The sequence below is a fragment of the Amaricoccus sp. B4 genome (assembly GCF_043226085.1).
Taxonomy (GTDB): domain Bacteria; phylum Pseudomonadota; class Alphaproteobacteria; order Rhodobacterales; family Rhodobacteraceae; genus Amaricoccus.
Genome location: NZ_CP171225.1, coordinates 1,690,000 through 1,711,783, shown reverse-complemented (window position 1 = coordinate 1,711,783; position 21,784 = coordinate 1,690,000). Strand labels below are relative to the sequence as shown.

At 68.3% G+C, this 21,784-nt stretch carries 21 protein-coding genes; 14 read left to right on the top strand and 7 right to left on the bottom strand.

Annotation, left to right across the window (positions count from 1 at the left end; genetic code table 11):
* Positions 1-3 precede the first annotated feature (3 nt).
* From ACF66B_RS08265 to ACF66B_RS08255, 3 genes are all read left to right on the top strand, one after another.
* On the top strand, positions 4-477 hold the full coding sequence (locus ACF66B_RS08265; protein WP_111431743.1) for a YcgN family cysteine cluster protein: 474 nt from the start codon (positions 4-6) through the stop codon (positions 475-477).
* Entirely contained in the window at positions 477-1,532 is a 1,056-nt protein-coding gene (locus ACF66B_RS08260) for a beta-eliminating lyase-related protein (RefSeq protein WP_111431744.1), read from the top strand. The genes ACF66B_RS08265 and ACF66B_RS08260 overlap by 1 nt, the downstream gene beginning before the upstream one ends.
* Before the next feature lie 75 nt (positions 1,533-1,607).
* Positions 1,608-2,543, top strand: coding sequence for a glutaminase (locus tag ACF66B_RS08255; RefSeq protein WP_111431745.1), 936 nt, complete (start codon positions 1,608-1,610; stop codon positions 2,541-2,543).
* A gap of 57 nt (positions 2,544-2,600) precedes the next feature.
* Here ACF66B_RS08255 and ACF66B_RS08250 read toward each other — a convergent pair whose 3' ends face one another.
* Both ACF66B_RS08250 and ACF66B_RS08245 read right to left on the bottom strand, forming a co-directional pair.
* Entirely contained in the window at positions 2,601-3,431 is an 831-nt protein-coding gene (locus tag ACF66B_RS08250; RefSeq protein WP_111431746.1) for an alpha/beta fold hydrolase, read from the bottom strand.
* A gap of 8 nt (positions 3,432-3,439) precedes the next feature.
* A complete protein-coding gene (locus tag ACF66B_RS08245) occupies positions 3,440-4,039 on the bottom strand; it encodes a 2-hydroxychromene-2-carboxylate isomerase (protein WP_111431747.1) in 600 nt (199 codons plus the stop codon).
* Between the two features lie 124 nt (positions 4,040-4,163).
* On the opposite strand from ACF66B_RS08245, the gene ACF66B_RS08240 reads away from it, so the two are divergent.
* From ACF66B_RS08240 to ACF66B_RS08230, 3 genes are all read left to right on the top strand, one after another.
* Entirely contained in the window at positions 4,164-5,186 is a 1,023-nt protein-coding gene (locus ACF66B_RS08240; protein ID WP_392664630.1) for a ribose-phosphate pyrophosphokinase, read from the top strand.
* Positions 5,187-5,364: 178 nt separating this feature from the next.
* Entirely contained in the window at positions 5,365-7,059 is a 1,695-nt protein-coding gene (locus ACF66B_RS08235) for a c-type cytochrome (protein ID WP_162683429.1), read from the top strand.
* A 239-nt stretch (positions 7,060-7,298) separates the two neighbouring features.
* The gene (locus tag ACF66B_RS08230; RefSeq protein WP_111431750.1) at positions 7,299-8,828 is read left to right on the top strand and encodes a VOC family protein; all 1,530 of its coding nucleotides are present in this window, start codon (positions 7,299-7,301) and stop codon (positions 8,826-8,828) included.
* Positions 8,829-8,979: 151 nt separating this feature from the next.
* Here ACF66B_RS08230 and ACF66B_RS08225 read toward each other — a convergent pair whose 3' ends face one another.
* Positions 8,980-9,519, bottom strand: coding sequence for an NADPH-dependent FMN reductase (locus ACF66B_RS08225; protein ID WP_111431751.1), 540 nt, complete (start codon positions 9,517-9,519; stop codon positions 8,980-8,982).
* Positions 9,520-9,615: 96 nt separating this feature from the next.
* Positions 9,616-10,560, bottom strand: a complete 945-nt coding sequence (locus ACF66B_RS08220; RefSeq protein ID WP_111431752.1) for a ring-cleaving dioxygenase — start codon at positions 10,558-10,560, stop codon at positions 9,616-9,618.
* Between the two features lie 180 nt (positions 10,561-10,740).
* On the opposite strand from ACF66B_RS08220, the gene ACF66B_RS08215 reads away from it, so the two are divergent.
* Both ACF66B_RS08215 and ACF66B_RS08210 read left to right on the top strand, forming a co-directional pair.
* Positions 10,741-11,652, top strand: a complete 912-nt coding sequence (locus tag ACF66B_RS08215; protein ID WP_111431753.1) for a LysR family transcriptional regulator — start codon at positions 10,741-10,743, stop codon at positions 11,650-11,652.
* A 190-nt stretch (positions 11,653-11,842) separates the two neighbouring features.
* Positions 11,843-12,325, top strand: coding sequence for a hypothetical protein (locus ACF66B_RS08210; RefSeq protein WP_111431754.1), 483 nt, complete (start codon positions 11,843-11,845; stop codon positions 12,323-12,325).
* A 52-nt stretch (positions 12,326-12,377) separates the two neighbouring features.
* On the opposite strand, the gene ACF66B_RS08205 is transcribed toward ACF66B_RS08210, so the two are convergent.
* Entirely contained in the window at positions 12,378-13,880 is a 1,503-nt protein-coding gene (locus tag ACF66B_RS08205) for a CoA-acylating methylmalonate-semialdehyde dehydrogenase (RefSeq protein ID WP_111431755.1), read from the bottom strand.
* A gap of 107 nt (positions 13,881-13,987) precedes the next feature.
* On the opposite strand from ACF66B_RS08205, the gene ACF66B_RS08200 reads away from it, so the two are divergent.
* On the top strand, positions 13,988-14,965 hold the full coding sequence (locus ACF66B_RS08200; RefSeq protein ID WP_392664623.1) for a LysR family transcriptional regulator: 978 nt from the start codon (positions 13,988-13,990) through the stop codon (positions 14,963-14,965).
* On the opposite strand, the gene ACF66B_RS08195 is transcribed toward ACF66B_RS08200, so the two are convergent.
* Both ACF66B_RS08195 and ACF66B_RS08190 read right to left on the bottom strand, forming a co-directional pair.
* Positions 14,929-15,672, bottom strand: a complete 744-nt coding sequence (locus ACF66B_RS08195) for a sulfite exporter TauE/SafE family protein (protein ID WP_162683430.1) — start codon at positions 15,670-15,672, stop codon at positions 14,929-14,931. The two genes, ACF66B_RS08200 and ACF66B_RS08195, sit on opposite strands and share 37 nt — an antisense overlap.
* 25 nt (positions 15,673-15,697) lie before the next feature.
* On the bottom strand, positions 15,698-16,711 hold the full coding sequence (locus tag ACF66B_RS08190; protein WP_111431757.1) for a LacI family DNA-binding transcriptional regulator: 1,014 nt from the start codon (positions 16,709-16,711) through the stop codon (positions 15,698-15,700).
* 152 nt (positions 16,712-16,863) lie between these two features.
* Between ACF66B_RS08190 and iolG the strand changes: the two genes are divergently transcribed.
* From iolG to ACF66B_RS08165, 5 genes are all read left to right on the top strand, one after another.
* Positions 16,864-17,874, top strand: coding sequence for an inositol 2-dehydrogenase (gene iolG, locus ACF66B_RS08185; protein WP_111431758.1), 1,011 nt, complete (start codon positions 16,864-16,866; stop codon positions 17,872-17,874).
* Positions 17,871-18,698, top strand: a complete 828-nt coding sequence (locus ACF66B_RS08180) for a sugar phosphate isomerase/epimerase family protein (RefSeq protein ID WP_392664619.1) — start codon at positions 17,871-17,873, stop codon at positions 18,696-18,698. The genes iolG and ACF66B_RS08180 overlap by 4 nt, the downstream gene beginning before the upstream one ends.
* Before the next feature lie 84 nt (positions 18,699-18,782).
* Complete coding sequence (locus ACF66B_RS08175) at positions 18,783-19,712, top strand: sugar ABC transporter substrate-binding protein (protein WP_111431760.1); 930 nt, start codon at positions 18,783-18,785, stop codon at positions 19,710-19,712.
* A gap of 73 nt (positions 19,713-19,785) precedes the next feature.
* Positions 19,786-20,892: an ABC transporter permease gene (locus ACF66B_RS08170; RefSeq protein WP_111431761.1), complete on the top strand. Its 1,107-nt coding sequence runs from the start codon at positions 19,786-19,788 to the stop codon at positions 20,890-20,892.
* Between the two features lies 1 nt (position 20,893).
* Positions 20,894-21,712, top strand: a complete 819-nt coding sequence (locus tag ACF66B_RS08165; protein WP_111431762.1) for a sugar ABC transporter ATP-binding protein — start codon at positions 20,894-20,896, stop codon at positions 21,710-21,712.
* The last annotated feature ends 72 nt before the right edge of the window (positions 21,713-21,784 follow it).

Here is a 21,784-nt window from a genome sequence, read left to right as displayed (position 1 = left end):
CCCATGACAGCTGACAGCAAGGATGCCGGTGCGCTCCGGCCGCGTTTCTGGGAGCGCCATGCGCTCGAGGATCTCAACCGCGCCGAGTGGGAGGCACTCTGCGACGGTTGCGCGAAATGCTGCCTCATCAAGCTCGAGGACGACGAGACGGGTGAGGTGAGCTATACCGACGTCGCCTGCAGGCTGCTCGATCTCGGCACCTGCCGCTGCGGCAACTATGCGCTGCGCCGCCAGCTCGTGCGGGATTGCAACATCCTCAACCTCGAGAACTTCGAGCGGATCGCCGAGTGGCTGCCCTCGAGCTGCGCCTATCGCCGCGTCCACGAGGGGCGGGGGCTTGAGGCCTGGCATCACCTGATCTCCGGCGACCGCGAGAGCGTCCATGCCGCGGGGATCTCGCTGCGCGGGCGGATGCGCTCGGAATACGATGTCGACGAGGAAGACTGGTCCGATTTCATCATCGAGGAAGAGATCTGATGTGGTTCGTTTCGGACAATGCCGCCCCGGTGGCGCCCGAAGTGATGGCCGCCCTCGTGCGTGCGAACGCCGGTCATGCCGGTTCCTATGGCGGGGATGAGGCGACGGCGCGGGTGGTGGCCCGGCTCCGCGAGATCTTCGAGGCGCCCGCGGCGGCGGTCTTTCTCGTCGGCACCGGCACGTCGGCGAATGCGCTGGCGCTTGCCTGTCTCTGCCCGCCCTGGGCGACGGTCTACTGCCACCGCAACGCCCATATCGAGGAGGACGAGTGCGGCGCGCCCGAGTTCTACACCGGCGGGGCCAAGCTCACGCTTCTGGACGGTGCGCATGGCCGGATCGACGCCGCCGCGCTTGAACAGGCCATCGCCTTCACCGCGCGGGCCGGTGTCCACAATGTCCAGCGCGGGGCGCTCTCGCTTACCAATTCGACGGAGCTCGGCGCGGTCTACAGCCCCGATGCCGTGGCCCGGCTCGCAGGGCTTGCAAGGGCGCGCGGGCTGCCGGTTCACATGGACGGGGCACGGTTTGCCAATGCGCTCGTCTCGCTCGGCTGCACCCCGGCGGAGCTCACCTGGAAGGCGGGTGTCGATGTGCTCTGCCTCGGGGGCACGAAGAACGGGCTGATGGGGGTCGAGGCGGTGATCTTCTTCGACCCGGCGCGCGCCTGGGAATTCGAGCTCCGGCGCAAGCGGGGTGGGCATCTCTTCTCCAAGCATCGCTATCTCGCCGTGCAGATGGAGGCCTGGCTTTCGGACGGGCTCTGGCTCGAGCTGGCCAGCCGGGCCAATGCGCGGGCCGCGGCCCTTGCCGCCGGGATCGCGGCGCTGCCCGGCGCCCGGCTCGATCATCCGGCTGAGGCCAATGCCGTCTTCGCGGCCTTTCCGCGCGCCGGCCATCGGGCGCTGCAGGCGGCGGGCGCGCGCTACTACCTCTGGCCGGGGCATCAGAGCCTCGAGGGGCCGGGCGAGGTGCCGCTTTCGGCGCGGCTGGTCTGCGACTGGAGCACCGAGGCCACAGAGGTCGAGGCGCTGCTCGCGGTGCTTGCCCGCGCCTGATCCGGCGGGCCATGTTGCGCAGACGTGGGGCGCGCGGCATGTTGCGGCGCGCGGGCCGTCGAAACGGGGAACCAGATGCAGGACGAGCGGATCGATCCAGCGGCGCTTGCCGCCTTTCTCGAGCGGCTGAGCGCGGAGATCCTGGAGCGCGGCGACTGGGGCAAGGTGGCCGACTACATCCCGGAGCTTGCCGCCATTGATCCGGCGCAGTTCGCGATTTCGGTGGCTCTGGCCGACGGCACCCTGGTGTCGGCCGGGGCCGATCGGGTGCCGTTCTCGATCCAGTCGGTCTCCAAGGTCTTCACCCTGGCCTGCGTGCTCGGGCGGCAGGGCGGGCAGATCTGGCAGCGGGTGGGTCGGGAGCCCTCCGGCTCGCGCTTCGATTCGATCCTGCTGCTCGAGCTCGAGCGCGGCAAGCCGCGCAATCCCTTCATCAATGCCGGCGCCATCGTCACGACGGATGCCCTCCTGGAGGGGCGCGAGCCGAAGGCGGCGCTGAGCGAGATCCTGACCTTCCTCCAGAGCGCCTGCGAGGATGTGACGGTGCGCATCGATCCGGCCGTGGCGCGCTCGGAGCTCGAGACCGGGTTTCGCAACATCGCGCTTGCGAACTATCTCAAGTCCTATGGCAATCTCAGGAACCCGCCCGAGCTGACGCTCGGGACCTATTTCCATCAGTGCGCGATCGAGATGACGACACGGCAGCTCGCGCAGGCGGGACGGGTGATCGCCGGTCTGCCCGGCGCGCCCAAGATCCTCTCGGTGATGAATGCCCGGAGGCTCAATGCGCTGATGATGACCTGCGGCCATTACGACGGGTCGGGGGATTTCGCCTATCGCGTCGGCCTGCCGGGCAAGAGCGGGGTGGGGGGTGGCATCCTGCTGATCGCTCCCCGGCGGGCTTCGATCGCAATCTGGTCGCCGGGGCTCAACGGCTACGGCAATTCCCAGATGGGCACTTTCGCCGCCGAGCAGCTCGCCCGCTTTACCGGCTGGTCGAGCTTCGGATAGCGCGCGCGCCCGTTTCGGGTTGCGATCCTGTCTGAAACGTCCCGGGCTCGCGCCCGGTCAGCCGCCGCAGGGGCGGGCGTGCCGGACGGAGCCGGGGGCGATCATGTCGAGGATCGCGTCCGCCACACGGTCGGGATGGGTGATCGGTCCCATGTGATCGACGCCCGGAAGGCTGAGGCTGCGCGCGCCGGGAATGCGGCCTGCGATGACTGCATTGATCCGGCGGACGACCGGAGGGGACGCGCCGCCGGCAAGCAGCAGCACCGGGCAGCGGATGCGGCCGAGATCGTCGGGGTGAATTCGCGCCACCGCCGGGTCGAGCAGGCAGAGATTGCTTTCGAGCGTGAGCGGCAGGGCCTTCATGATCGAGGCGGCGCGTTCGGTGGGCAGGCTTTCCCAGGGCGTGCCCCAGCGGTCGAGGAAGGCCCGCGCCGCGGTTTCCCAATCCTCGTCGAGCGCGGCCTCGAGCGCCTCGGCCGCATCGCGCCGTTCCTGGGCATGGGCCTCCGGGTCGGTCTCGGCGAGGAGCGAGAACTGCACCGGCTCGAACAGTGTGAGCGAGGCGACGCGCCCGGGATGCTCCGCTGCGAGCCGGAGCGCCACGGTGCCGCCGAAGGAATGGCCGATCACATGGGCGGGCGCCTGGCCCTCGAGGAGGCGGAGCGCGTCGGCCAGCGCCTCGTCCTGCGTGGGAACGGCCGGATCGTGGGTGGTGGCGCCGTGGCCGGGCAGGTCGGGGGCGCGCATGGCGAGATGGGTGGAGAGCCGGGCCATGACACCCGCCCAGGCACCGGAATGGGCGAGGCTGCAATGGAGCAGGAGCGCGGGCGGCCCTTCGCCCGCCTCGCGCCAGGAGAGGGTGCGGCCTCCGAATTCAAGACTGGGCATCGGCGGGCTCAGGCGCCGAGCGACGCGAGATGGGCCTCGAGATGCGGGAGCCGGTCCTGGCCCCAGAAAAGCTCGTCGCCCACCGCATAGGTCGGTGCGCCGAAGACGCCGAGGCGAAGCGCTTCGTCGGTGTTGCGCTGGAGCGTCTCGACACCCGAGAGCATGCCCTTGTCGGCAATGCCCGCCTCGAAGCCCGCCGCGGTCAGGCAGTCGCGGACCACCACGTCGTCGGCGATGTCACGGTCTTCGGCCCAGACGGCCTTCAGGAAGCCATGCGCGAGCTGGCCGAGGTCGCCGCCGCCGGCTTTCGATGCCGCGATGAGGGCGACGGAGGCGGGCACCGGGTTGGTCGGGAAATAGAGCGGCTGGAGGTTGATCGGCAGGCCCTCGAAGCGCGCGACGCGGGCGAGATCCCTGAGCCGGTAGGCCTTGCGGCTCTCATGGCGCTCGGCAAGGGGCGCGGTGCCGGTCTCGGCGAAGATGCGCATGAGCTCGACCGGGCGGTAGGCGATCTCCGCGCCATGCCGGGCCGCAATTGTCTCGAGCTTCAGCCCCGCAAGATAGGCGAAGGGCGAAAGGGGAAAATAGTAATAGTCGATCGTGGTCATGAACCTGCGCTCCGGAACGGCTTCGGGTGCAAGGTGAAGGACAAATCTGGGGGTTTGCAAGGGGGGCCCACGGTGATAACCCACGCGCCAAGTCAGGATCCCTTCGCGTGAGGCAATGCCCGTGATGAACCCCATCTTCAAGCCCAAGCTCATCGCCGGCAATTCGAACCAGACGCTGGCGCGCTCGATTGCCCGCCGGATTTCCATTCACCGCGGTGAGCCGGTGGATCTGGTGCACGCCCGCGTGGAGCGGTTCAACGACCAGGAGATCTTCGTCGAGGTCTTCGACAATGTGCGCGGCGAGGACATGTTCATCATCCAGTCGACGTCGAACCCGGCGAACGACAACCTGATGGAACTGCTCATCATGTGCGATGCACTGCGCCGTTCCTCGGCGCACCGGATCACCGCCGTGATGCCCTATTTCGGCTATGCGCGTCAGGACCGCCGCTCCAAGGCCCGCACGCCGATCAGCGCGAAGCTCATCGCGAACCTCCTGACCCAGGCCGGCATCGCGCGGGTGCTCACGATGGATCTGCACGCCGCCCAGATCCAGGGCTTCTTCGACATCCCCGTCGACAACCTCTATGCCGCGCCGGTCTTCGCGCTCGACATCAAGTCCAATTTCAAGGATCTAGACCGGCTGACGGTGGTGTCGCCCGACGTTGGCGGGGTGGCCCGTGCCCGTGAGCTGGCAGAGCGAATCGGTGCTGACCTCGCCATCGTCGACAAGCGCCGCTCGGCGCCGGGCGAGATTGCCTCGATGACGGTGATCGGCGACGTGCAGGACCGGATCTGCATCATCGTCGATGACATCTGCGACACGGCCGGCACGCTGGTGAAGGCTGCGGATCTGCTGAGCTCGCAGGGCGCCTCGGAAGTCCACGCCTACATCACCCACGGGGTGCTCTCGGGGCCGGCGGTGGAGCGGGTGCGCAATTCCTCGATGAAGAGCCTCGTCATCACCGACTCGATCGCGCCGACCCAGGAAGTGCGGATGACGCCGAATATCCGCATCGTGCCGGTGGCGCCGCTCTTCGGGCAGGCGATCCTCAACATCTCGAACGGCACCAGCGTTTCCTCGCTCTTCGGCGCCGACACGCTCGAGCCGATCTACGAGGCGCTCTACCCGACCGCCGCGGCCTGAGCGCCCGGCCTCGGACCACGCAGGCGGCCTGCCCGCCGGACGTGGTACTGGACATTTAAATTCCAGAATTGCAATGTGCGGATGGATTGGGGAGTCCATCCGTGCATTTCGGCATGCGATCGCCATCCAGACCCAGCAGCGCAGATATCTCGCGCGCCGTCAGGACAGGAGAAGGACCATGCCGGATCACGCAGCCCTCAAAACGACGCCACCAGAGTCCAGGAGACCGGCGGCCGGCGCGGGGTGGACGGGTCTCCTGACGCTGGCCATCGCCTTCTTCGGGCTTGGCGCCGCCGCGCATGCGGAGGTGGATGTGACGGCGCTCGTCACCGAGGGCACGGACATGGTGCCGGCCTGTTCAAGCTGTCACGGGGTGGACGGACTGGGCGATGCCGATGTCGGTGCCCCGATGATCGCGGGGATGAACGCGGAGTATCTGGCCGCGATGCTTGCGGCCTTCGCGGATGGGACGCGGGTCGGCTACACGATGAACGGGATCGCGCCCGAATTGAGCGCCGAGGAGATGGCCGGGCTTGCGGCGCATTATGCGGCGATGCCTGCCAGCTCGAAGGACTGGGAGATTGACGCGGCCGCGGCGGAAGCGGGCGGTGCGATCGCCCATAACGGAATCGTTGCGGCCGGGGTGCCCGGCTGCGTGTCCTGCCATGGGCAGAACGGGGAGGGCACGGGCGGGGTCTTTCCGCGGATCGCCGGGCAGTTGCCGGACTACATGACGGCGCGGATCGAGCTCTGGAGCACCGGCGAGGATGAGCCGGACACGCCGGAGGAGGCGATCATGGCGCGGATCGCCACGTCCGCGCCCGCCGATGCCATGGCCGAGGCGATCGCCTATTTCGCCGGGCTCGATCCGGCGGCGGGTCCGGACCTGGGCTATCCCGTGCTCGACACCGAATGGCCGGTCCAGAGCTACAACACCAAGCCGCTGCCGGACGAGATCATCTGGTCGAAGGCCGAGGCGGCCTATGCGGCGCAGGAGAAGCGGCTGGCGGATCCGAACCTCTACGAGCACGTGCCGCCCGCGTTCTCGGAGATCCCCGAGGGCGATCTGGGTGACATGATCCGGCTGGGCCGGGAGATCTTCACCAATACACAGGCCCTGAAGGGCACCTTCGTCGGCAACGACCTCACCTGCAGCAACTGTCACATGAATGCGGGTGCAAACCCGAACGCGGCGCCGATCTGGGCGACGGCGGTCGATTTTCCGGCCTATCGCAGCAAGAACAAGCATGTGAATACCCTGGCGGAGCGGATCGCGGGCTGCTTCCGGTATTCGATGGACGGGACCCCGCCGCCGGCGCAGCACAAGGTGATGGTGGCGATCGAGAGCTACATGACGTGGCTGGCCACCGGCGCGCCCCTGGGGGCGGTCCAGAAGGCGCGGGGCTATGTCTATCTGCCCATGCCGGGCGAGACTCCGGATTACGCGCGCGGCGAGGCGGTCTATGCGGAGCGCTGTGCGGTGTGCCATGCCGAGGACGGCTCCGGTCTGAAGCAGGGCGACCGGGTGGTATTCCCGCCGGTCTGGGGGCCAAACTCCTACAACTGGGGCGCGGGCATGCACCAGATCGAGAAGGCGACAGGCTTCATCAAGGCGAACATGCCGCTGGGCAACGCGAATCTCACCGATCAGGAGGCCTGGGATGTGGCGCTTTATATCGACAGCCAGGAGCGTCCGCAGGACCCGCGCTGGCTGGGCAGCGTCGAGGCGACGCGCTGGGCGTTCCACAACAATGTCAGCACCTATGGGCTCGAGATGCCCAGCGGTCTGATGGGCGACACTGGCGCGCCGCTCGAGAAACCCGCGCCGCAGCCCTGGGCCAACTGGAGCAGCCCCTGGAAGCCGGCCGAGTAGGAGGCGGGGCCCGGGGTCGGCCCCGGTTGGCAACATGCATGAGGGGCGGAGATCGCCCCGCTTGCCCCGGGCCGGAGGGAAGGGTGCAATGCCGCCCGGGCTGAGGCCGCTTGGCTGCGGCGAGCCCTGCGCGTTCCGGTTTCGGCAACGCGCGGTTTCGCGAACGCCCCCTGCCGCGCCCGGCCCGCGCGCCTATCTTCCGCAGAGCGCCGATCTGACGGCGGGACGGGAGAGAGGGCATGACCTCGGGACTTCACCACGTGACGCTCATCACCCGACGGGTGCAGGCGAATGTCGACTTCTACGCGGGCTTTCTTGGCCTGCGGCTCGTCAAGCGCACGGCCGGGTTCGAGGATGGCGAGCAGCTTCATCTCTTCTACGGTGACGGCGGGGCCTCGCCCGGCTCGCTGGTGAGCTTTCTCGTCTGGGAGGACGGGGCGCCGGGGCGCGTCGGCCATGGCCAGGTGGCGGAGATCGCCTTCGCGATCCCGCCTGCGTCGGTGGGCGACTGGCTCACCCGGGCGCTCGATCACAGGGTGCGTTCCGACGGTATCTCGCGCGAGTTCGGCGAGACGGTGCTGCGGCTTCGTGACCCCGACGGGGTGATCGTGAAGCTGGTGGCGGCGGATCTGCCGCCCGATGTGCCCTGGGGCCGGGCGCCTGCGCGGCTGCGCGGGGTGACGCTCTGGTCGGAGCGTCCGGCGGAGACGGCGGCGTTTCTTGCGCGCTTCGGCTATCGTGCGGGGCCGGTGGAGGGGGGCGTGCAGCGGCTGGTGTCGCAGCGGGATGCGATCGACATCCGCGATGCGGGGGGCTTTGTCGAAGGGCTTCCGGGCACCGGAACGGCCGATCACGTGGCGTTGCGGATGGCCGATGATACGGCTCTCGCGGCGGCGCAGGCGGCCCTCACCGCCGACGGGCCGGTGACAGCGCACGACCGGCTCTATTTCCGCTCGCTCTATGTGCGGGAACCTGGGGGCGCGCTGATCGAGCTTGCAACCGACGGGCCGGGATTTGCCGTGGACGAGGCCCCGACGGCACTGGGGCAGACGCTCCGCATTCCGCCCCACATGACGGACCGCGCGGCGGATCTCGCCGCGATGCTGCCGCAATTCGCCCTGCCGGGCGAGGAAAGGAGACCCATGCGAGACCTGCCGTTCGTTCACCGCTTTCACACCCCCGACGATGCCGATGGCTCGGTTCTGCTGCTGCTCCACGGTACGGGCGGCCATGAGGCGAGCCTGATGCCGCTCGCCCGGCGGCTCGCGCCGCGTGCAACGCTTCTGGGCGTGCGGGGCCGGGCCACCGAGGAGGGCATCGCGCGCTGGTTCCGGCGGATCACTCCGACCTGCTTCGATCAGGCCGACATCCGTGCCGAAGCGGAGGCCTTCGCGGCGTTCCTGGAAGGGGCAGTTGCGGGCTACGGGCTCGATCCGGCGCGGATCACCGCGCTGGGCTATTCCAATGGCGCGAACTTCGCCGCTGCGCTGATGGGGCTCCATCCCGGCCTGCTGCAACGGGCGATCCTGCTCCGGCCGATGGCGGCGCTCGACGATCTGCCGGAGGCCGATCTCGCCGGCGTGGAAGTGCTGAGCCTCTCGGGAGAGCGTGACCCTTACGGGCGGTTCGCGCCGCGGCTCGAACAGTGGCTCGCCGCACGGGGGGCGGATCTCACCGCGGAGGTGCTGGCCGCGGGGCATGAGCTCACGGATGCAGATCTTGCGCGGGCCGGGGTCTGGCTCGCGCGGACAGGGGCCGCTGCGGCGTGACCCAAGAGATGCCTTCACCGTGAAAATGACGCTTTTCACGGTGAGGTTCCGACGCCCCGGTTGAAGGGGCTGGAATTTCTGCGAAGACCGGCCTGCAAAGGGCCGGTCTTTCGCGTCTCGCGTTTGCTTTTTCGGGGTGGCTCGAGGTGCCTCAGAGGCTTGTGGCGAAGCCCGCGAGGAAACTCCTGAGCTGGTCGCGGATCGCCTCGTCGGCGAGCGCGCCGCTATCGTCGAAGACCTTGCCCGCGCGAGAGACCATGAGCTTCTGGCCGAACCAGGGCCGGGTGCCGAGGGTGCGCAGGACCGGGAGCCAGTGGGCCTGGGCGAGCACGGTGCCGAAGCCGCCGGGCGATGCGCCCATCACTGCGACGGGCTTGTCGCGGAAGGCCGCGCCGCCGTCGCCGCGCGACATCCAGTCGAGCGCGTTCTTGAAGACGCCCGGCACGCCGTTGTTGTATTCCGGGGTCACGAGCAGCAGGCCATCAGCGGCGGCGAGCTGTTTCTGGAGGGTCACGACCGCCTCGGGCAGGCCGTCGCGGGCCTCGTCATCGGCATTGTAGAGCGGCACGCCGGCGATCGAACCGATCTCGATCTCGACGCCCTCGGGGGTGGCTCCGGCGGCGGCGTGCAGGAGCGCCGTGTTGTAGGAGCCTTTCCTCAGGCTGCCACTGAGGCCGAGAATGCGGGTCATGGTCGTCTCCTTGTCATGCGCCGTCCGGCGCGGGCGCCGGGGCAGGTGAACAGCACCCGGGGGCGGGGCGCAAGGGCCGCCGCCCCCGGGCGGGGTTCAATCGAGCGGTTTCAGCCGCGCCTCGATCCGGGCGCGCTGGTCTTCGAGGAAGGGGGGCAGGGAGAGGCCCTCGCCCATCGTCTCGCGGGGCTCGTCCACGTCGAAGCCCGGTCCGTCGGTCGCGATCTCGAAGAGGACGCCGCCCGGTTCACGGAAGTAGAGCGAGCGGAAATAGTAGCGTTCGACTTCACCGGAATTCGGCACGCCGAGCTCGCGGAGCCGGGTTGCCCAGGCGGTGAGCGTTTCCGGGTCCGGGGTGCGGAAGGCGACATGGTGCACCGCGCCTGCGCCCTGCTGCGCCACCGGCAGGCCGGGATCTTCGGTCACGTGGATCTCGGCCGCGGCGCCGCCCGCGCCCGTCTCGAAGATGTGGATCACCGGCCCGCTGCCGCCGGGGGCGGCGCACTCGCCCTTGCGGCGGAAGTTCATCACGCCGGTGAGGACGGCTTCGGTGGGGGCAAGCCGCGGCACCGACAGGGTAACGGGACCGAGGCCGAGGATCTGGTGCTCCATCGGAACCGGGCTTCGTTCCCAGGGGTGGCCCGGGCGGCCCGGATCGGCGGTGAAGCGCAGGCGCTGGCCTTCCGGATCCTCGGCGTCGAGCGTGGCGCGCCCGGCGGTCTCGGTAATGGCGCCGGGCGAGAGGCCGGCGTCGCGCAGGCGTGCCGCCCAGTAGTCGAGGCTCGCCTCGGGCACGCGCAGGCCGGTGCGGCCGATCGCGCGGGTGCCGCGGCGTTCGGGGCCGACGGGCCAGTCGAAGAAGGTGATGTCGCTGCCCGGGCTGCCGGCACCATCGGCGAAGAAGAGGTGATAGGCGGAGGTGTCATCCTGGTTCACCGTCTTCTTTACGCGCCGGAGCCCGAGGGTGCCGGTGTAGAAGCGGTTGTTGGCGGCGGCGTCGGCGGTGATCGCCGTGAGGTGGTGAAGTCCTGTGAGTTCCATGGGTGGTCCTCCTTTCCCGACTTGAATAAAGCGCGATGCGGCGCCTTGTGCAGGGGGCGGCGGGCCAACCGGGTGTTCGCGCGGGAGAAACGGCGGGGTCTTGCCCGGCGTGGCCGCACCGGGGCGATTTCCTGCGCGGAGGCAATTCCCCCGGTGGCGGTTTTGCGGCAGGCTTGCGCCATGAAATGGACGCTCAATGATATCGAGACCTTTTTGGCGGTGATCGAGGCCGGGAGCATTTCCGGCGCGGCGGCGCGGGCCAATCTGGCGAAATCGGTGGTGAGCAAGCGGGTGAGCGCCTTCGAGCAGGCGCTGGGCACGCCGCTTTTCACCCGCCATGCCGGGCGCATTGCGCCGACTGACGGGGCGCTCGCGCTGGCGGAACGGCTGCGCCCGGCGCTGGCCGAACTGGTCGCCGCGGCGGAAGGGGCTGCCTCGGGGCCGCGCGGCCTGCGCGGGCGCCTGGCGATCTCGGCGCCGATGAGCTTCGGGATCCGCCATCTCGGGCCCGTCGTCGCGGATTTCGCCGTCGCGCATCCCGATCTCGAGATCGTGCTCGATTATGACGATCAGATCACGCGGCTGGCCCCGGCAGGCTTCGATGTCGCAGTGCGGATCGGGGTGCTGGCCGACAGCACGCTTGTCGCGCGCAAGCTTTGCGAGGACCGGCGGGCGGTGGTGGCGAGCCCCGGATACCTTGCGCAGCATGGGGCGCTCGAGTCTCCGGCGGATCTCGCGCGCCATCGGGCGATCAACTATCTCAACCTCAGGCTCGGCGATGTCTGGAGCTTTCCGGCGGAGGTGCCGCTGCCGCAGCCCGGCCGTATCAGCACCAACAACGGCGAGGCGATCCGCGACATGGCGCTCGCCGGGCTCGGCCTCGCGCTGCTGCCGCTCTTCATCGTGCATGATGCACTGGGGTCGGGCCGGCTCGTGCAGGTGCTGCCGGAGCTCGCGCCCGAACCGCTGCCGATCAGCGCGGTCTGGCCGCCCGCCCGGCCGATGCCGGGCAAGGTGAGGCTCTTCGTCGATCACCTTGCCGGAGCCTTCGGCGGCACCCCGCCCTGGCAGGTGGCGGCAGGTCAGGGTTAACCGCTCGCATCTTTACCTTTGCTCAATCTTTGAGGACCTGAGTGGATGGCACTCCGGCGCGGTCATGCCCCGAACGCCGGTTATTTCAGAAGACCATTTTTGCCGGACGAAGGAGATTTTCGATGAGCAGAGTCCGCTGCCGTGGAGGCAGGCCATCCGGGATCGTGCAGAAGGGGAGCGGGGCGGGCTCGTGGCCGCGCACCGCGCGCCGGGGGCCGAGGCCGTGAGCGTCTTTCGCATCGTCTTTCAGTCGATCGTCGGCCTGCTCTTCGCCGGGCTCGCGATCATGGCGCTTTCACCGCTCATGGCGGGGTTCGCCGATGGGCAGGGGGCGGTCTGGCTGATGCTGTTGCCGCTGGCGGCCGTGACACTCCTCGTGGGCCTTGCCCCCACGCTCCGCCAGGCCTTCGGACGGGGGTGTCTTTGCGTCGGCGGCGCGATCTTCCTGCTGCCGATCTCGACGATGATCCTTTCGAGCGTTGTCTTCGTCGAGACTGTGGATGTGGCGGATAGCGCCGACACGGCCGTCGCGGCGGCCGGGGGCGCGCTTGCGGGCGGCATGATGACGGGGCTCGCCGGGGTCGTTGGCTTCTTCCTTGGCGGGTTCCTCCTGCTCCTGGGGCTCGTGCTGTCGCTCGGCGGGCGCAGGGAGGTCCTGGTCTTTCGGGGATGAGGCCAAGGTTCGAGCCGCGGCTTGCGCCGCGGCCCGGTTTTCGTGGGAAAGGTCAGCCGAGGGTCGGCATGACGAACTCGGCATCGGTGCGCTGGCCGGTGGGCCAGCGGAGCGTCGTCGTCTTGATGCGGGTGTAGAAGCGGATGCCTTCCATCCCGTGGATCGCGTGATCGCCGAAGATGGAGGCTTTCCAGCCGCCGAAGCTGTGGAAGGCCATCGGCACCGGGATCGGCACGTTCACGCCCACCATGCCGACCTCGATGTCCTGGGCGAAGGCGCGCGCGGTGTCGCCGTCGCGGGTGAAGATCGCGGTGCCGTTGGCATACTGGCAGGAGGAAATGAGATCGACCGCCTCCTGATAGCTGTTGCTGCGCACGACCGAGAGCACGGGGCCGAAGATCTCTTCCTGCCAGACCGACATCTCGGGGGTCACGTTGTCGAGGAGCGTGCCGCCGATGTAGTAGCCGTTCTCGTAGCCCTGCTTGTCCTGACGGAAGCTACGACCGTCGGTGACGACCTTGGCGCCTTGGGCTTCGCCCTTGTCGATCAGGCCGCGGATGCGCTCAAGCGCCTGCTGGGTGACGATCGGACCCATCTCGGAGGCGGTGTCGGACGCCGGGCCGACCTTCAGCGCCTCGATCTTCGGCACGAGGCGCTCGATCAGCGCGTCCGCCACCGCGTCCGTCACCGGGACCGCGACGGAGATCGCCATGCAGCGCTCGCCCGCCGAGCCGAAGGCTGCGCCCATCAGTGCGTTGGCCGCCATGTCGAGATCGGCGTCGGGCATGATGACGGCGTGGTTCTTCGCCCCTCCGAGCGCCTGGACGCGCTTGCCGTTGGCGCTGCCGGTCTCGTGGATGTACTTTGCAATCGGGGTCGAGCCCACGAAGGAGATCGCGGCGACATCGGGGTGGTGGAGCAGGGTGTCGACGGCGAGCTTGTCCCCCTGAATGACGTTGAAGACGCCTGCGGGCAGGCCCGCTTCGGTCAGCCATTCCGCCATCAGCAGCGAAGCGGAAGGATCGCGTTCGGAGGGCTTCAGCACAAAGGTGTTGCCGCAGGCCAGCGCCACCGGGAACATCCACATCGGCACCATGGTCGGGAAGTTGAAGGGCGTGATGCCCGCGACCACGCCGAGGCTCTGGCGGATGTTGTAGGTGTCGACGCCGGTGCCGACGTTTTCGGAAAAGTCGCCCTTGAGATGCGTGGGCACGCCCACAGCGAACTCGACGACCTCGAGGCCGCGGGTCACTTCGCCGAGTGCATCGTCATGCGTCTTGCCATGTTCGGAGGAGATGGCGCGGGCGAGCTCGTCGGCGCGCTCCCAGAGGATCGACTTGAAGCGGTCGAGGATACGCGCGCGGCGGAGCGCGGGGGTCTTCGACCAGGCTGGCCAGGCAGCGCGGGCGGACGCAACGGCGGTATTCACTTCCTCGACAGAGGCGAGCGCCACGGTTTTGCTGCTCTCACCGGTCGCCGGGTCGAAGACCGGCTGGCTGCGGCCCGAGGTTCCGGCCACGCGGGCGTTGTCGATATAGTGGGCGATCTCGATCATTGGTGCGCTCCCTTTGCGATCCTGTGTCGTCTGGGGCGGAAGGTATGTTTGCAGCGGTGCGGGGTAAATGGTAGTCTTTGGAAGTTAGTTATGCGTATTTGCATAACATGGCGCTTGCAGAGCATGGCAGCGGAGGCCGGGCGGCGATGGACTGGGAGGATGCGCGGCTGTTTCTGACCGTGGCGCGCGAGGGCCGCCTTCTGGGCGCGGCGAAGCGGCTCGGGATCAACCAGTCGACGCTGAGCCGGCGCCTCACGCATCTCGAGCGCGATCTTCAGACCACGCTGGTGGTGCGGGGGCCGCAGGGCTGTGCGCTGACCGCGGAGGGGCAGGCCCTTGCCCAGCGGCTCGAGCGGGCGGAGGATGCCCTGCTCGAGGGCGAGGCGCTCTTTCGCGACCGATCGACGCGGGTTTCGGGCACGGTGCGGATCGGTACTCCGGATGGCTTCGGGGTGCATTTTCTCGCCCCGCGGCTCAATTGGCTCGCCACCCGGCACCCGGACCTCGCCCTGGAGCTGGTGCCGGTGCCGCGCAGCTTCTCGCTCTCGCAGCGGGAGGCGGATGTCGCGATCATCGTCGGGCGGCCGGAGCGCGGGCGGGCGGTGGTGAGCCGGCTCACGGATTATTCGCTCGGGCTCTATGCGGCGCAGGACTATCTCGCGGAGATGGGCGCGCCCAAGGCGCCGGAGGATCTCGCGGCCCACCGGCTCGTGGGCTACGTCGAGGATCTGCTCTATGCCCGTACGCTCGACTATGCCGCGGAGTTCTTCGGTGCCTTGCCGCCGCGGATCGCGATCTCGAGCGCGCTCGGGCAGTTCGAGGCGGTGCGGGCGGGGGCGGGCGTCGGTGTACTCCACGACTATATCGCGCGGAAAGAAGCCGGCCTCGTGCGGCTCATGCCGGAGATCTCGGTGCGGCGCTCCTACTGGCTCGCCTATCACGAGAGCCAGCGGGCCATTCACCGGGTGCAGGCGGTGGTAAGCTTCATCAAGGCTGCGGTTGCGCGCGAGCCGGGCTGGGTGATCGACGGGAGCGGGGGGCCGGGCGCTCAGGCGAGCGCGGCGAGACCTTCCCAGACGAGATAGACCGAGAGCACGAAGAGCGTCACCTGGATGAAGGCGATGTAGATCCGGTCGGGCAGCCACTGGGTGATCTTGCGACCCGTCAGAACACCCGCCGCGGCGATGGCCGCCATGGCGAAGAACCCCTTCCAGGCGAAGTCATGCATCAGGCCGACGGCGGCATAGGCCGGCAGCTTGCAGAGATTGACCGCGGCAAAGACGATGGTGACGGTGCCGGCGTAGTTCATCTTGGGCAGGCCCTGGGGCAGCACGAAGGCCTGGAAGGGCGGGGCCCCCGAATGCGAGATGAAGCTGGTTATGCCGGTGAGGATGCCCCAGAACACGCCCTTGCGCGCATCAAACGGATGCGGCGCCGTCTGGGCGCGCAGTTTTCGCACCGTGGCCTGGATGCAGTAGGAGAGGCCGATCGCGCCGGTCAGGAGCGTTGCGAGCGGCCCCGAGAGCCAGCCTGCGAGCAGAGCCGCGATGGCGACGCCCGCGGCGCCGGCAGGGATCAGCACCTTGAGGTTCGGCGTGGAATATTCGTGGCGGTAGAGCCATACGCCGAAGACGTCGCTCGCGATATAGACCGGCAGCAGCACGCCCGCTGCGGTGAGCGGGTCCATCCAGATCGAGAGGAGCGGGATCGCCAGCGCAGCGGCGGAAGAGAGCCCGCCCTTCGAGGTGCCGACGATGAACGCCGCGAGTGCGTAGAGCGCGAAATGGTCCAAGGAGGAACGCTCCGTGTCTGGGGGGTCAGGTGCTCGAGCGCGCGACGAAGAGGCCGGGCAGGATCGCATCGCCGCTCCGTTTGCCCTCGAGGATTTCGACCAGCGCCTCGGCCATGTTGGTGATCGGCTGGCGGTAGGTGGTGAGCCCATAGGCGGGCGAGGCCGCGAGCGGGATGTCGTCGAAACCGGTGACCGCGATGTCCTCGGGCACGCGGAGGCCGAGCCGATGGCGCAGGCCGTCCATCGCGCCGATGGCGATGATGTCGTTCTCGCAGACCAGCACATCGGGCATCTCGGCCGGGGCGCGGCCCTCGAGCGCGGGCAGGATGCCGTCGATCGCGCAGAGGAAATCATACTGGGAGACATGGATCGCGGGCGGAGTCGTGCCGGTCCTTTCACGCCAGTAGGCGAGGAAGCCCGGCTTGCGGTCGAGCTTGGCGCTCTGGGTATCCGGGCCGGCGACAAAAAGCGGCCGGCGGCGGCCTCGGGCGAGCAGGTGATCGGCAATCGCGCGCATGGCGGCCTGGTCGTCGCAGGCGATGTTGAGCGTGTTGGGGTTCTGGCTCAGGCGGGCGAAGATGATGAGCTTCTTCACCCGGCGCGCACCGAGTGCGGTGTGAAGCGCGCGGTCGTCGAAGCGGGTGCCGATGACGACGGCGGCATCGACGCGGCGCTGGCTCGCGGCGAGGAGCGCAGAGGAAGCGTCGGCATCGCCCGTCATGTTGACAAGCAGCGTGCCCCAGCCCTCGCGGCGCAGGATGCGCGTGAGCCGCTCGAGCATGACGAGCTTGTGGGGATTGGAGAAATCGTCGGTAACGATCGCAACGAGGTTCGAGCGGTCGGAGGCAAGCGAGGCGGCGAGCAGGTCCGGCGCATAGCCCAGACGCTCGGCTGCGGCGAGTACCTTCTGTCGGGTCTTCTTGGAGATCGAGGCGTCCTTCTTGAAGGCGCGCGCGACCGTCCAGCGCGAAACGCCCGCTTCGGCGGCCACATCGTCGGCGGTCACCGTGTCGCTCTCAAAGAACCTGCTGTCGTCCATGCGCTCTCCCGTTGGGGGCAGGATAGCCTGCGGGGCGGGGCGCGGAAAGGAGTTTGCACGCGAGTGCAAATTATTCTTGCACGCGCGTGCAGATTCGGCGATGGTTGGAAAAACGAGATGCAGAAGCATCTGAATCGGGAGGTATCGCTAGAATGCTCGGGGTCGCCCTGCTCGGGGCTGGTCGTATCGGCCAGGTCCATGCAAAATCCATCACCGCGAACGAAGGCTGCCGGCTCATCGCCGTGGCGGACGTGTTCGAGGAGGCCGCGCGGACGCTTGCGGCGGCCTATGGTGCCGAGGCGCGGAGCGTCGAGGCGATCCTCGCCGATCCGGCGGTGGAGGCGGTGCTCATCGCCACCTCGACGGACACCCATTCCGATCTGATCGAGGCCGCGACCGCCGCCGGCAAGGCTGTGCTCTGCGAGAAGCCGGTGGATCTCTCGCTCGAGCGTGCGCTTGCCTGTCTCGGCCGGGTCGAGGCGTCGGCGCGGCCGGTGATGGTTGGCTTCAACCGCCGGTTCGATCCGAATTTCGCCGCGCTCAAGGCCGCATTCGATGCGGGCGAGATTGGCAAGGGGGAGCTTCTCTCGATCACCTCCTTCGATCCCGCGCCGCCCCCGGTTTCCTACATCAAGGTCTCGGGCGGGCTTTTCCGCGACATGATGATCCATGACTTCGATATGGCCTGCTGGATCATGGGCGGGGCGCCCGCGACCGTGAGCGCCGTCGGCTCCGCGATCGTCGACCCGGAAATCGGTGCGGCGGGTGATGTGGATACCGCGGTGGTGACGCTCACCTGGGCCGACGGGCGGATTGCCGTGATCCGCAATTCGCGCCGGGCGGCTTACGGCTATGACCAGCGCGTCGAACTGCTGGGCTCCGAGGGGTTGCTCGCGGCGCAGAACGTGCTGGAGAACACGGTGGAGAAAACCACCGCGGCGGGGAAGGTTTCGGCCAAGCCCGAGTTCTTCTTCCTCGAGCGCTACATGCGGGCCTATGAGATCGAGTGGACGGCTTTCGTCGAGGCGCTGAAGGCAGGCGCGGCGATGCCGGTTTCGCTGGCCGAGGGGGTCGCGGCGCTGGCCTGCGCCGAGGCGGCGACGCGCTCGGCGGCGACGGGCGCGCGGGTCTCGATCACGCCGGACATGCTGGGAGCCGCATGATGCGCGCGGTCGGCTGCTGCACCTGGATCTTCGGCGGGGAGCCGCTCGAAGCCGTAGCCGAGCGCGTTCGGCGCGCGGGGCTCGATGGGGTGGAGCTGCATGGGGACATGGCGGGGATCGACCCGGCCGCGGCGCGCACGATCTTCCGAGACTGCGGCCTCCGGATCTTCTCGATCACTCCTGGGGATGCCGACATCTCGCATCCCGATCCGGCGCTCCGCGCAGAGGCGCTCGGCTATTACACGCGACTGGTCGACTGGGCTGCGGAACTGGGGCGGGGGGCAGAGCTGCCGCGTGTCTCCTGTCACGGGCAGGTGACGCGGATCCGGCCGGTCTCGAGCCAGGCGGAGGAGGATGCGCTGCTCGTCGGGAGCGTGCGGCAGATTGCCGCGAAGGCCGCCGGGCGCGGCCTTGAGGTCGTCTTCGAAATCCTCAATCGCTACGAGAGCCATCAGGTGCGCACCGTGGCCGAGGGGCTTGCGCTTCTCGAGGCGGTGGGGGCGGAGAACCTCGCGCTGCTGCCAGATGCCTATCACATGAACATCGAGGAGGCGGATCCGGCGGCGGCGCTGCGCGCGGGCGGAGCGCGGATCGGGCTCTATCACGCGGCGGATTCGAACCGCGGTGCGGTGGGCGACGGTCATACGGATTTTGCCGCCCAGATCTCGGCGCTCGATGCGATCGGCTATGATGGACCGATCATCCTCGAGCCTGCCGCCCCCGGTCCAGACCCCTTCAATACCGACAAGGGCGCGGGCTTCCGGGACGTGCTCGAGGCCCAGCTCGCGCGGTCGGCTACGGCCCTGCGCGCGCTCGGTACCTGAATTCGGCTCCGGCCGGATCCGCGGGGCCGGGAACGGCCGGGCCTGCGGCAGACTAAAAACTGAAGAGTTCCTAGGGAGGGAATCATGAAGAAAACCATTGCAGCCTTGCTGGCGGCGACGGCAATCGGCGCCGCGGCCCCGACGCTTGCCGCCGACATCATCGTCGTGGCCCATGGCCAGGCGAACGACCCGTTCTGGTCGGTGGTGAAGAACGGCGTCGAGAAGGCGGCGCAGGACACCGGTGCCACGGTCGATTACCGCTCGCCCGAGACCTTCGACATGGTGGCGATGAGCCAACTCATTGATGCGGCGGTCAACCAGGAGCCGGACGGGCTCGTGGTCTCCATTCCCGATGCCGATGCGCTCGGGCCTTCGATCCAGCGCGCTGTCGAGGCGGGCATTCCGGTCATCTCGATGAACTCGGGTTCGGATGTCTCCAAGGAGCTCGGTGCGCTGCTCCATGTCGGCCAGGACGAGCGCGACGCGGGCGAGATCGCCGGTCAGGCGCTGGCGGAAATGGGCGGCACCAAGGGGATCTGCGTCAACCAGGAGGTTGGCAACGTCTCGCTCGACCTGCGCTGCGAGGGCTTTATCGAGGGGTTCGGCGGCAATGCGGTCGTCCTGCCCACCGGCAATGATCCTTCCGAAGTCGAGGCCAAGGTGCGCGCAGCCCTGGAGGCTGACCAGGACATCGACACGGTGTTGGCGCTCGGCGCATCGACGGCCGGCGAGCCCTCGGTCGCGGCGGTGAAGGCGGTCGGACGGGGCGGCGGAGACGTGAAGGTCGCGAGCTTCGACCTCTCGGCGGGCTTCCTTGAGGCGGTTGACGCGGGCGATGCGGCCTTTGCGATCGACCAGCAGCAGTTCCTCCAGGGCTACCTGCCCGTGGCCTTCCTCGCGCTCAATGCGGAATACGGCCTTATTCCGGGTGGCAACGTTCCCTCCGGCCCGAACCTCATCACCGCCGACAAGGCCGCCCAGGTGATCGAGCTCTCGGCCCAGGGCATCCGCTGATCGAGAAGATCCGCGCCGGGCGCGGGCGGCCCTGACGCCGCCCCGCCCCACGAGAACCCCAGGGAGGATACCCATGTCTGCGGATAGCGCACCCGTAACCGATGAGCGGCTACGGGAGGAAACGACCATTGCCCGGCTGATGAAGCGGCCCGAACTCGGGGCGATCGCGGGCCTTATCCTCGTCACCGGCTTCTTTCTGGTAACGGCGGACCGGACCATGTTCACGCTTTCGGGTGTGATGAACTTCCTCACGCCCGCCGCGCAGCTCGGCATTCTGGCGATCGGTGCCGCGATGCTGATGATCGGCGGCGAGTTCGACCTCTCCATCGGTTCCATGGTGGCGTTTGCCGGCATGATCTTCGGCGCGCTGGTGGTGAACGCGGGCCTGCCGCTCATCGTTGCAATTCCGCTCACGCTCTGTGCGGCGGCGCTGATCGGCGTCATCAACGGCCAGCTCACGATCCGCACCGGACTGCCCTCGTTCATCGTGACGCTCGCCCTCCTCTTCATCCTGCGCGGGCTGACGCTCGTCGGGCTCAAGTTCCTGACCGGCGGCTCGACCCAGCTTCGCGGCGTGCGCGATGCAGTCGAGGGTGATTTTCTCGCCCCGCTCTTCTCGGGGGAGGCCTTCAAAGGCCTGTTCGTGATGCTCGGGAAGATGGGGCTTGTCGATACCTTCAAGTCGGGCCTGCCGAAGGTGCCGGGCGTGCCGGTGGAGATCCTCTGGTTCGTGGGGCTTGCGCTCGCCGCCACGTGGGTGCTGCTGCGCACGCCGATCGGCAACTGGGTCTTCGCCTCCGGTGGCGATGCAAATGCTGCGGCCAATTCGGGCGTGCCGGTACGCAAGGTGAAAGTCGCGCTCTTCATGTTCGCCGCCTGCTGCGCCGCGCTTCTCGCGATCATGCAGGTGATGGACGCGGGTTCGACAGACGCGCGCCGGGGCTTTCAGAAGGAGTTCGAGGCGATCATCGCGGCGGTGATCGGTGGCTGCTTGCTCACCGGCGGCTACGGCTCGGCGATCGGCGCCTTCTTCGGGGCGATCATCTTTGGCATGGTCGTGATCGGGCTCACCTACACGGATATCGACCAGGACTGGTTCCAGGTGTTCCTGGGCGGAATGCTGCTGCTCGCCGTGATCTTCAACAACGTGATCCGCAAGCGTGTGACGGGGGAGCGCTGAGATGACCCAGGATTCGGCCTTTCACCACGGCGACGCGACGGATGCGAAGCCCATTGTCGAGATGCGCGACATCGAGAAGCACTTCGGCAACATCATCGCTCTGGCGGGCGTGAGCTTCGATGTGCGCGCGGGCGAGTGCCACTGTCTGCTGGGCGATAACGGCGCGGGCAAGTCGACCTTCATCAAGACCATGTCGGGGGTCCACAAGCCTACCCGTGGCGAGATCTACTTCGAGGGGCGCCACATGAATTTCGACAGCCCGCGGGATGCGATGGAGGCGGGTATCGCCACCGTCTTCCAGGATCTCGCGATGATCCCGCTGATGAGTGTTTCCCGCAACTTCTTCATGGGGCGGGAGCCCACGAAGGGCGTGGGGCCGTTCAAGCGGCTCGATATCGCCAAGGCCAATGCCGATACGGTGGAGGCGATGCGGCAGATGGGGATCAATCTCCGTGGACCGGACCAGGCGGTGGGCACGCTCTCGGGCGGTGAGCGGCAGACGGTGGCGATCGCGCGGGCGGTCTATTTCGGGGCCAAGGTGCTCATTCTTGACGAGCCGACCTCGGCGCTCGGGGTGCGGCAGACCTCGAACGTGCTCGCGACCATCGACCGGGTGCGCAAGCAGGGCGTCGGCGTGGTCTTCATCAGCCACAACGTGCGCCATGCCCTTGCGGTGGGCGACCGGTTCACCGTTCTCAACCGCGGCCGGACGCTCGGCACGGCGAAACGCGGCGAGATCCGGGCCGAGGAACTGCAGGACATGATGGCCGGCGGCCAGGAGCTCGCGCAGCTCGAGGGCTCGCTGGGCGGCACGATCTGAGTCCGGCGTTCCTCCGGGGGGTGGGTCTCCTGGGCGCCTTTTCAGCAGAGAAACGGAAGATCCGACATGATC

Coding starts and splice junctions, on each gene's coding strand:
- ACF66B_RS08265 (WP_111431743.1), top strand. CDS start 4: ATGACAGCTGACAGCAAGGATGCCGGTGCGCTCCGGCCGCGTTTCTGG.
- ACF66B_RS08260 (WP_111431744.1), top strand. CDS start 477: ATGTGGTTCGTTTCGGACAATGCCGCCCCGGTGGCGCCCGAAGTGATG.
- ACF66B_RS08255 (WP_111431745.1), top strand. CDS start 1,608: ATGCAGGACGAGCGGATCGATCCAGCGGCGCTTGCCGCCTTTCTCGAG.
- ACF66B_RS08250 (WP_111431746.1), bottom strand. CDS start 3,431: ATGCCCAGTCTTGAATTCGGAGGCCGCACCCTCTCCTGGCGCGAGGCG.
- ACF66B_RS08245 (WP_111431747.1), bottom strand. CDS start 4,039: ATGACCACGATCGACTATTACTATTTTCCCCTTTCGCCCTTCGCCTAT.
- ACF66B_RS08240 (WP_392664630.1), top strand. CDS start 4,164: ATGAACCCCATCTTCAAGCCCAAGCTCATCGCCGGCAATTCGAACCAG.
- ACF66B_RS08235 (WP_162683429.1), top strand. CDS start 5,365: ATGCCGGATCACGCAGCCCTCAAAACGACGCCACCAGAGTCCAGGAGA.
- ACF66B_RS08230 (WP_111431750.1), top strand. CDS start 7,299: ATGACCTCGGGACTTCACCACGTGACGCTCATCACCCGACGGGTGCAG.
- ACF66B_RS08225 (WP_111431751.1), bottom strand. CDS start 9,519: ATGACCCGCATTCTCGGCCTCAGTGGCAGCCTGAGGAAAGGCTCCTAC.
- ACF66B_RS08220 (WP_111431752.1), bottom strand. CDS start 10,560: ATGGAACTCACAGGACTTCACCACCTCACGGCGATCACCGCCGACGCC.
- ACF66B_RS08215 (WP_111431753.1), top strand. CDS start 10,741: ATGAAATGGACGCTCAATGATATCGAGACCTTTTTGGCGGTGATCGAG.
- ACF66B_RS08205 (WP_111431755.1), bottom strand. CDS start 13,880: ATGATCGAGATCGCCCACTATATCGACAACGCCCGCGTGGCCGGAACC.
- ACF66B_RS08200 (WP_392664623.1), top strand. CDS start 13,988: ATGGCGCTTGCAGAGCATGGCAGCGGAGGCCGGGCGGCGATGGACTGG.
- ACF66B_RS08190 (WP_111431757.1), bottom strand. CDS start 16,711: ATGGACGACAGCAGGTTCTTTGAGAGCGACACGGTGACCGCCGACGAT.
- iolG (WP_111431758.1), top strand. CDS start 16,864: ATGCTCGGGGTCGCCCTGCTCGGGGCTGGTCGTATCGGCCAGGTCCAT.
- ACF66B_RS08180 (WP_392664619.1), top strand. CDS start 17,871: ATGATGCGCGCGGTCGGCTGCTGCACCTGGATCTTCGGCGGGGAGCCG.
- ACF66B_RS08175 (WP_111431760.1), top strand. CDS start 18,783: ATGAAGAAAACCATTGCAGCCTTGCTGGCGGCGACGGCAATCGGCGCC.
- ACF66B_RS08170 (WP_111431761.1), top strand. CDS start 19,786: ATGTCTGCGGATAGCGCACCCGTAACCGATGAGCGGCTACGGGAGGAA.
- ACF66B_RS08165 (WP_111431762.1), top strand. CDS start 20,894: ATGACCCAGGATTCGGCCTTTCACCACGGCGACGCGACGGATGCGAAG.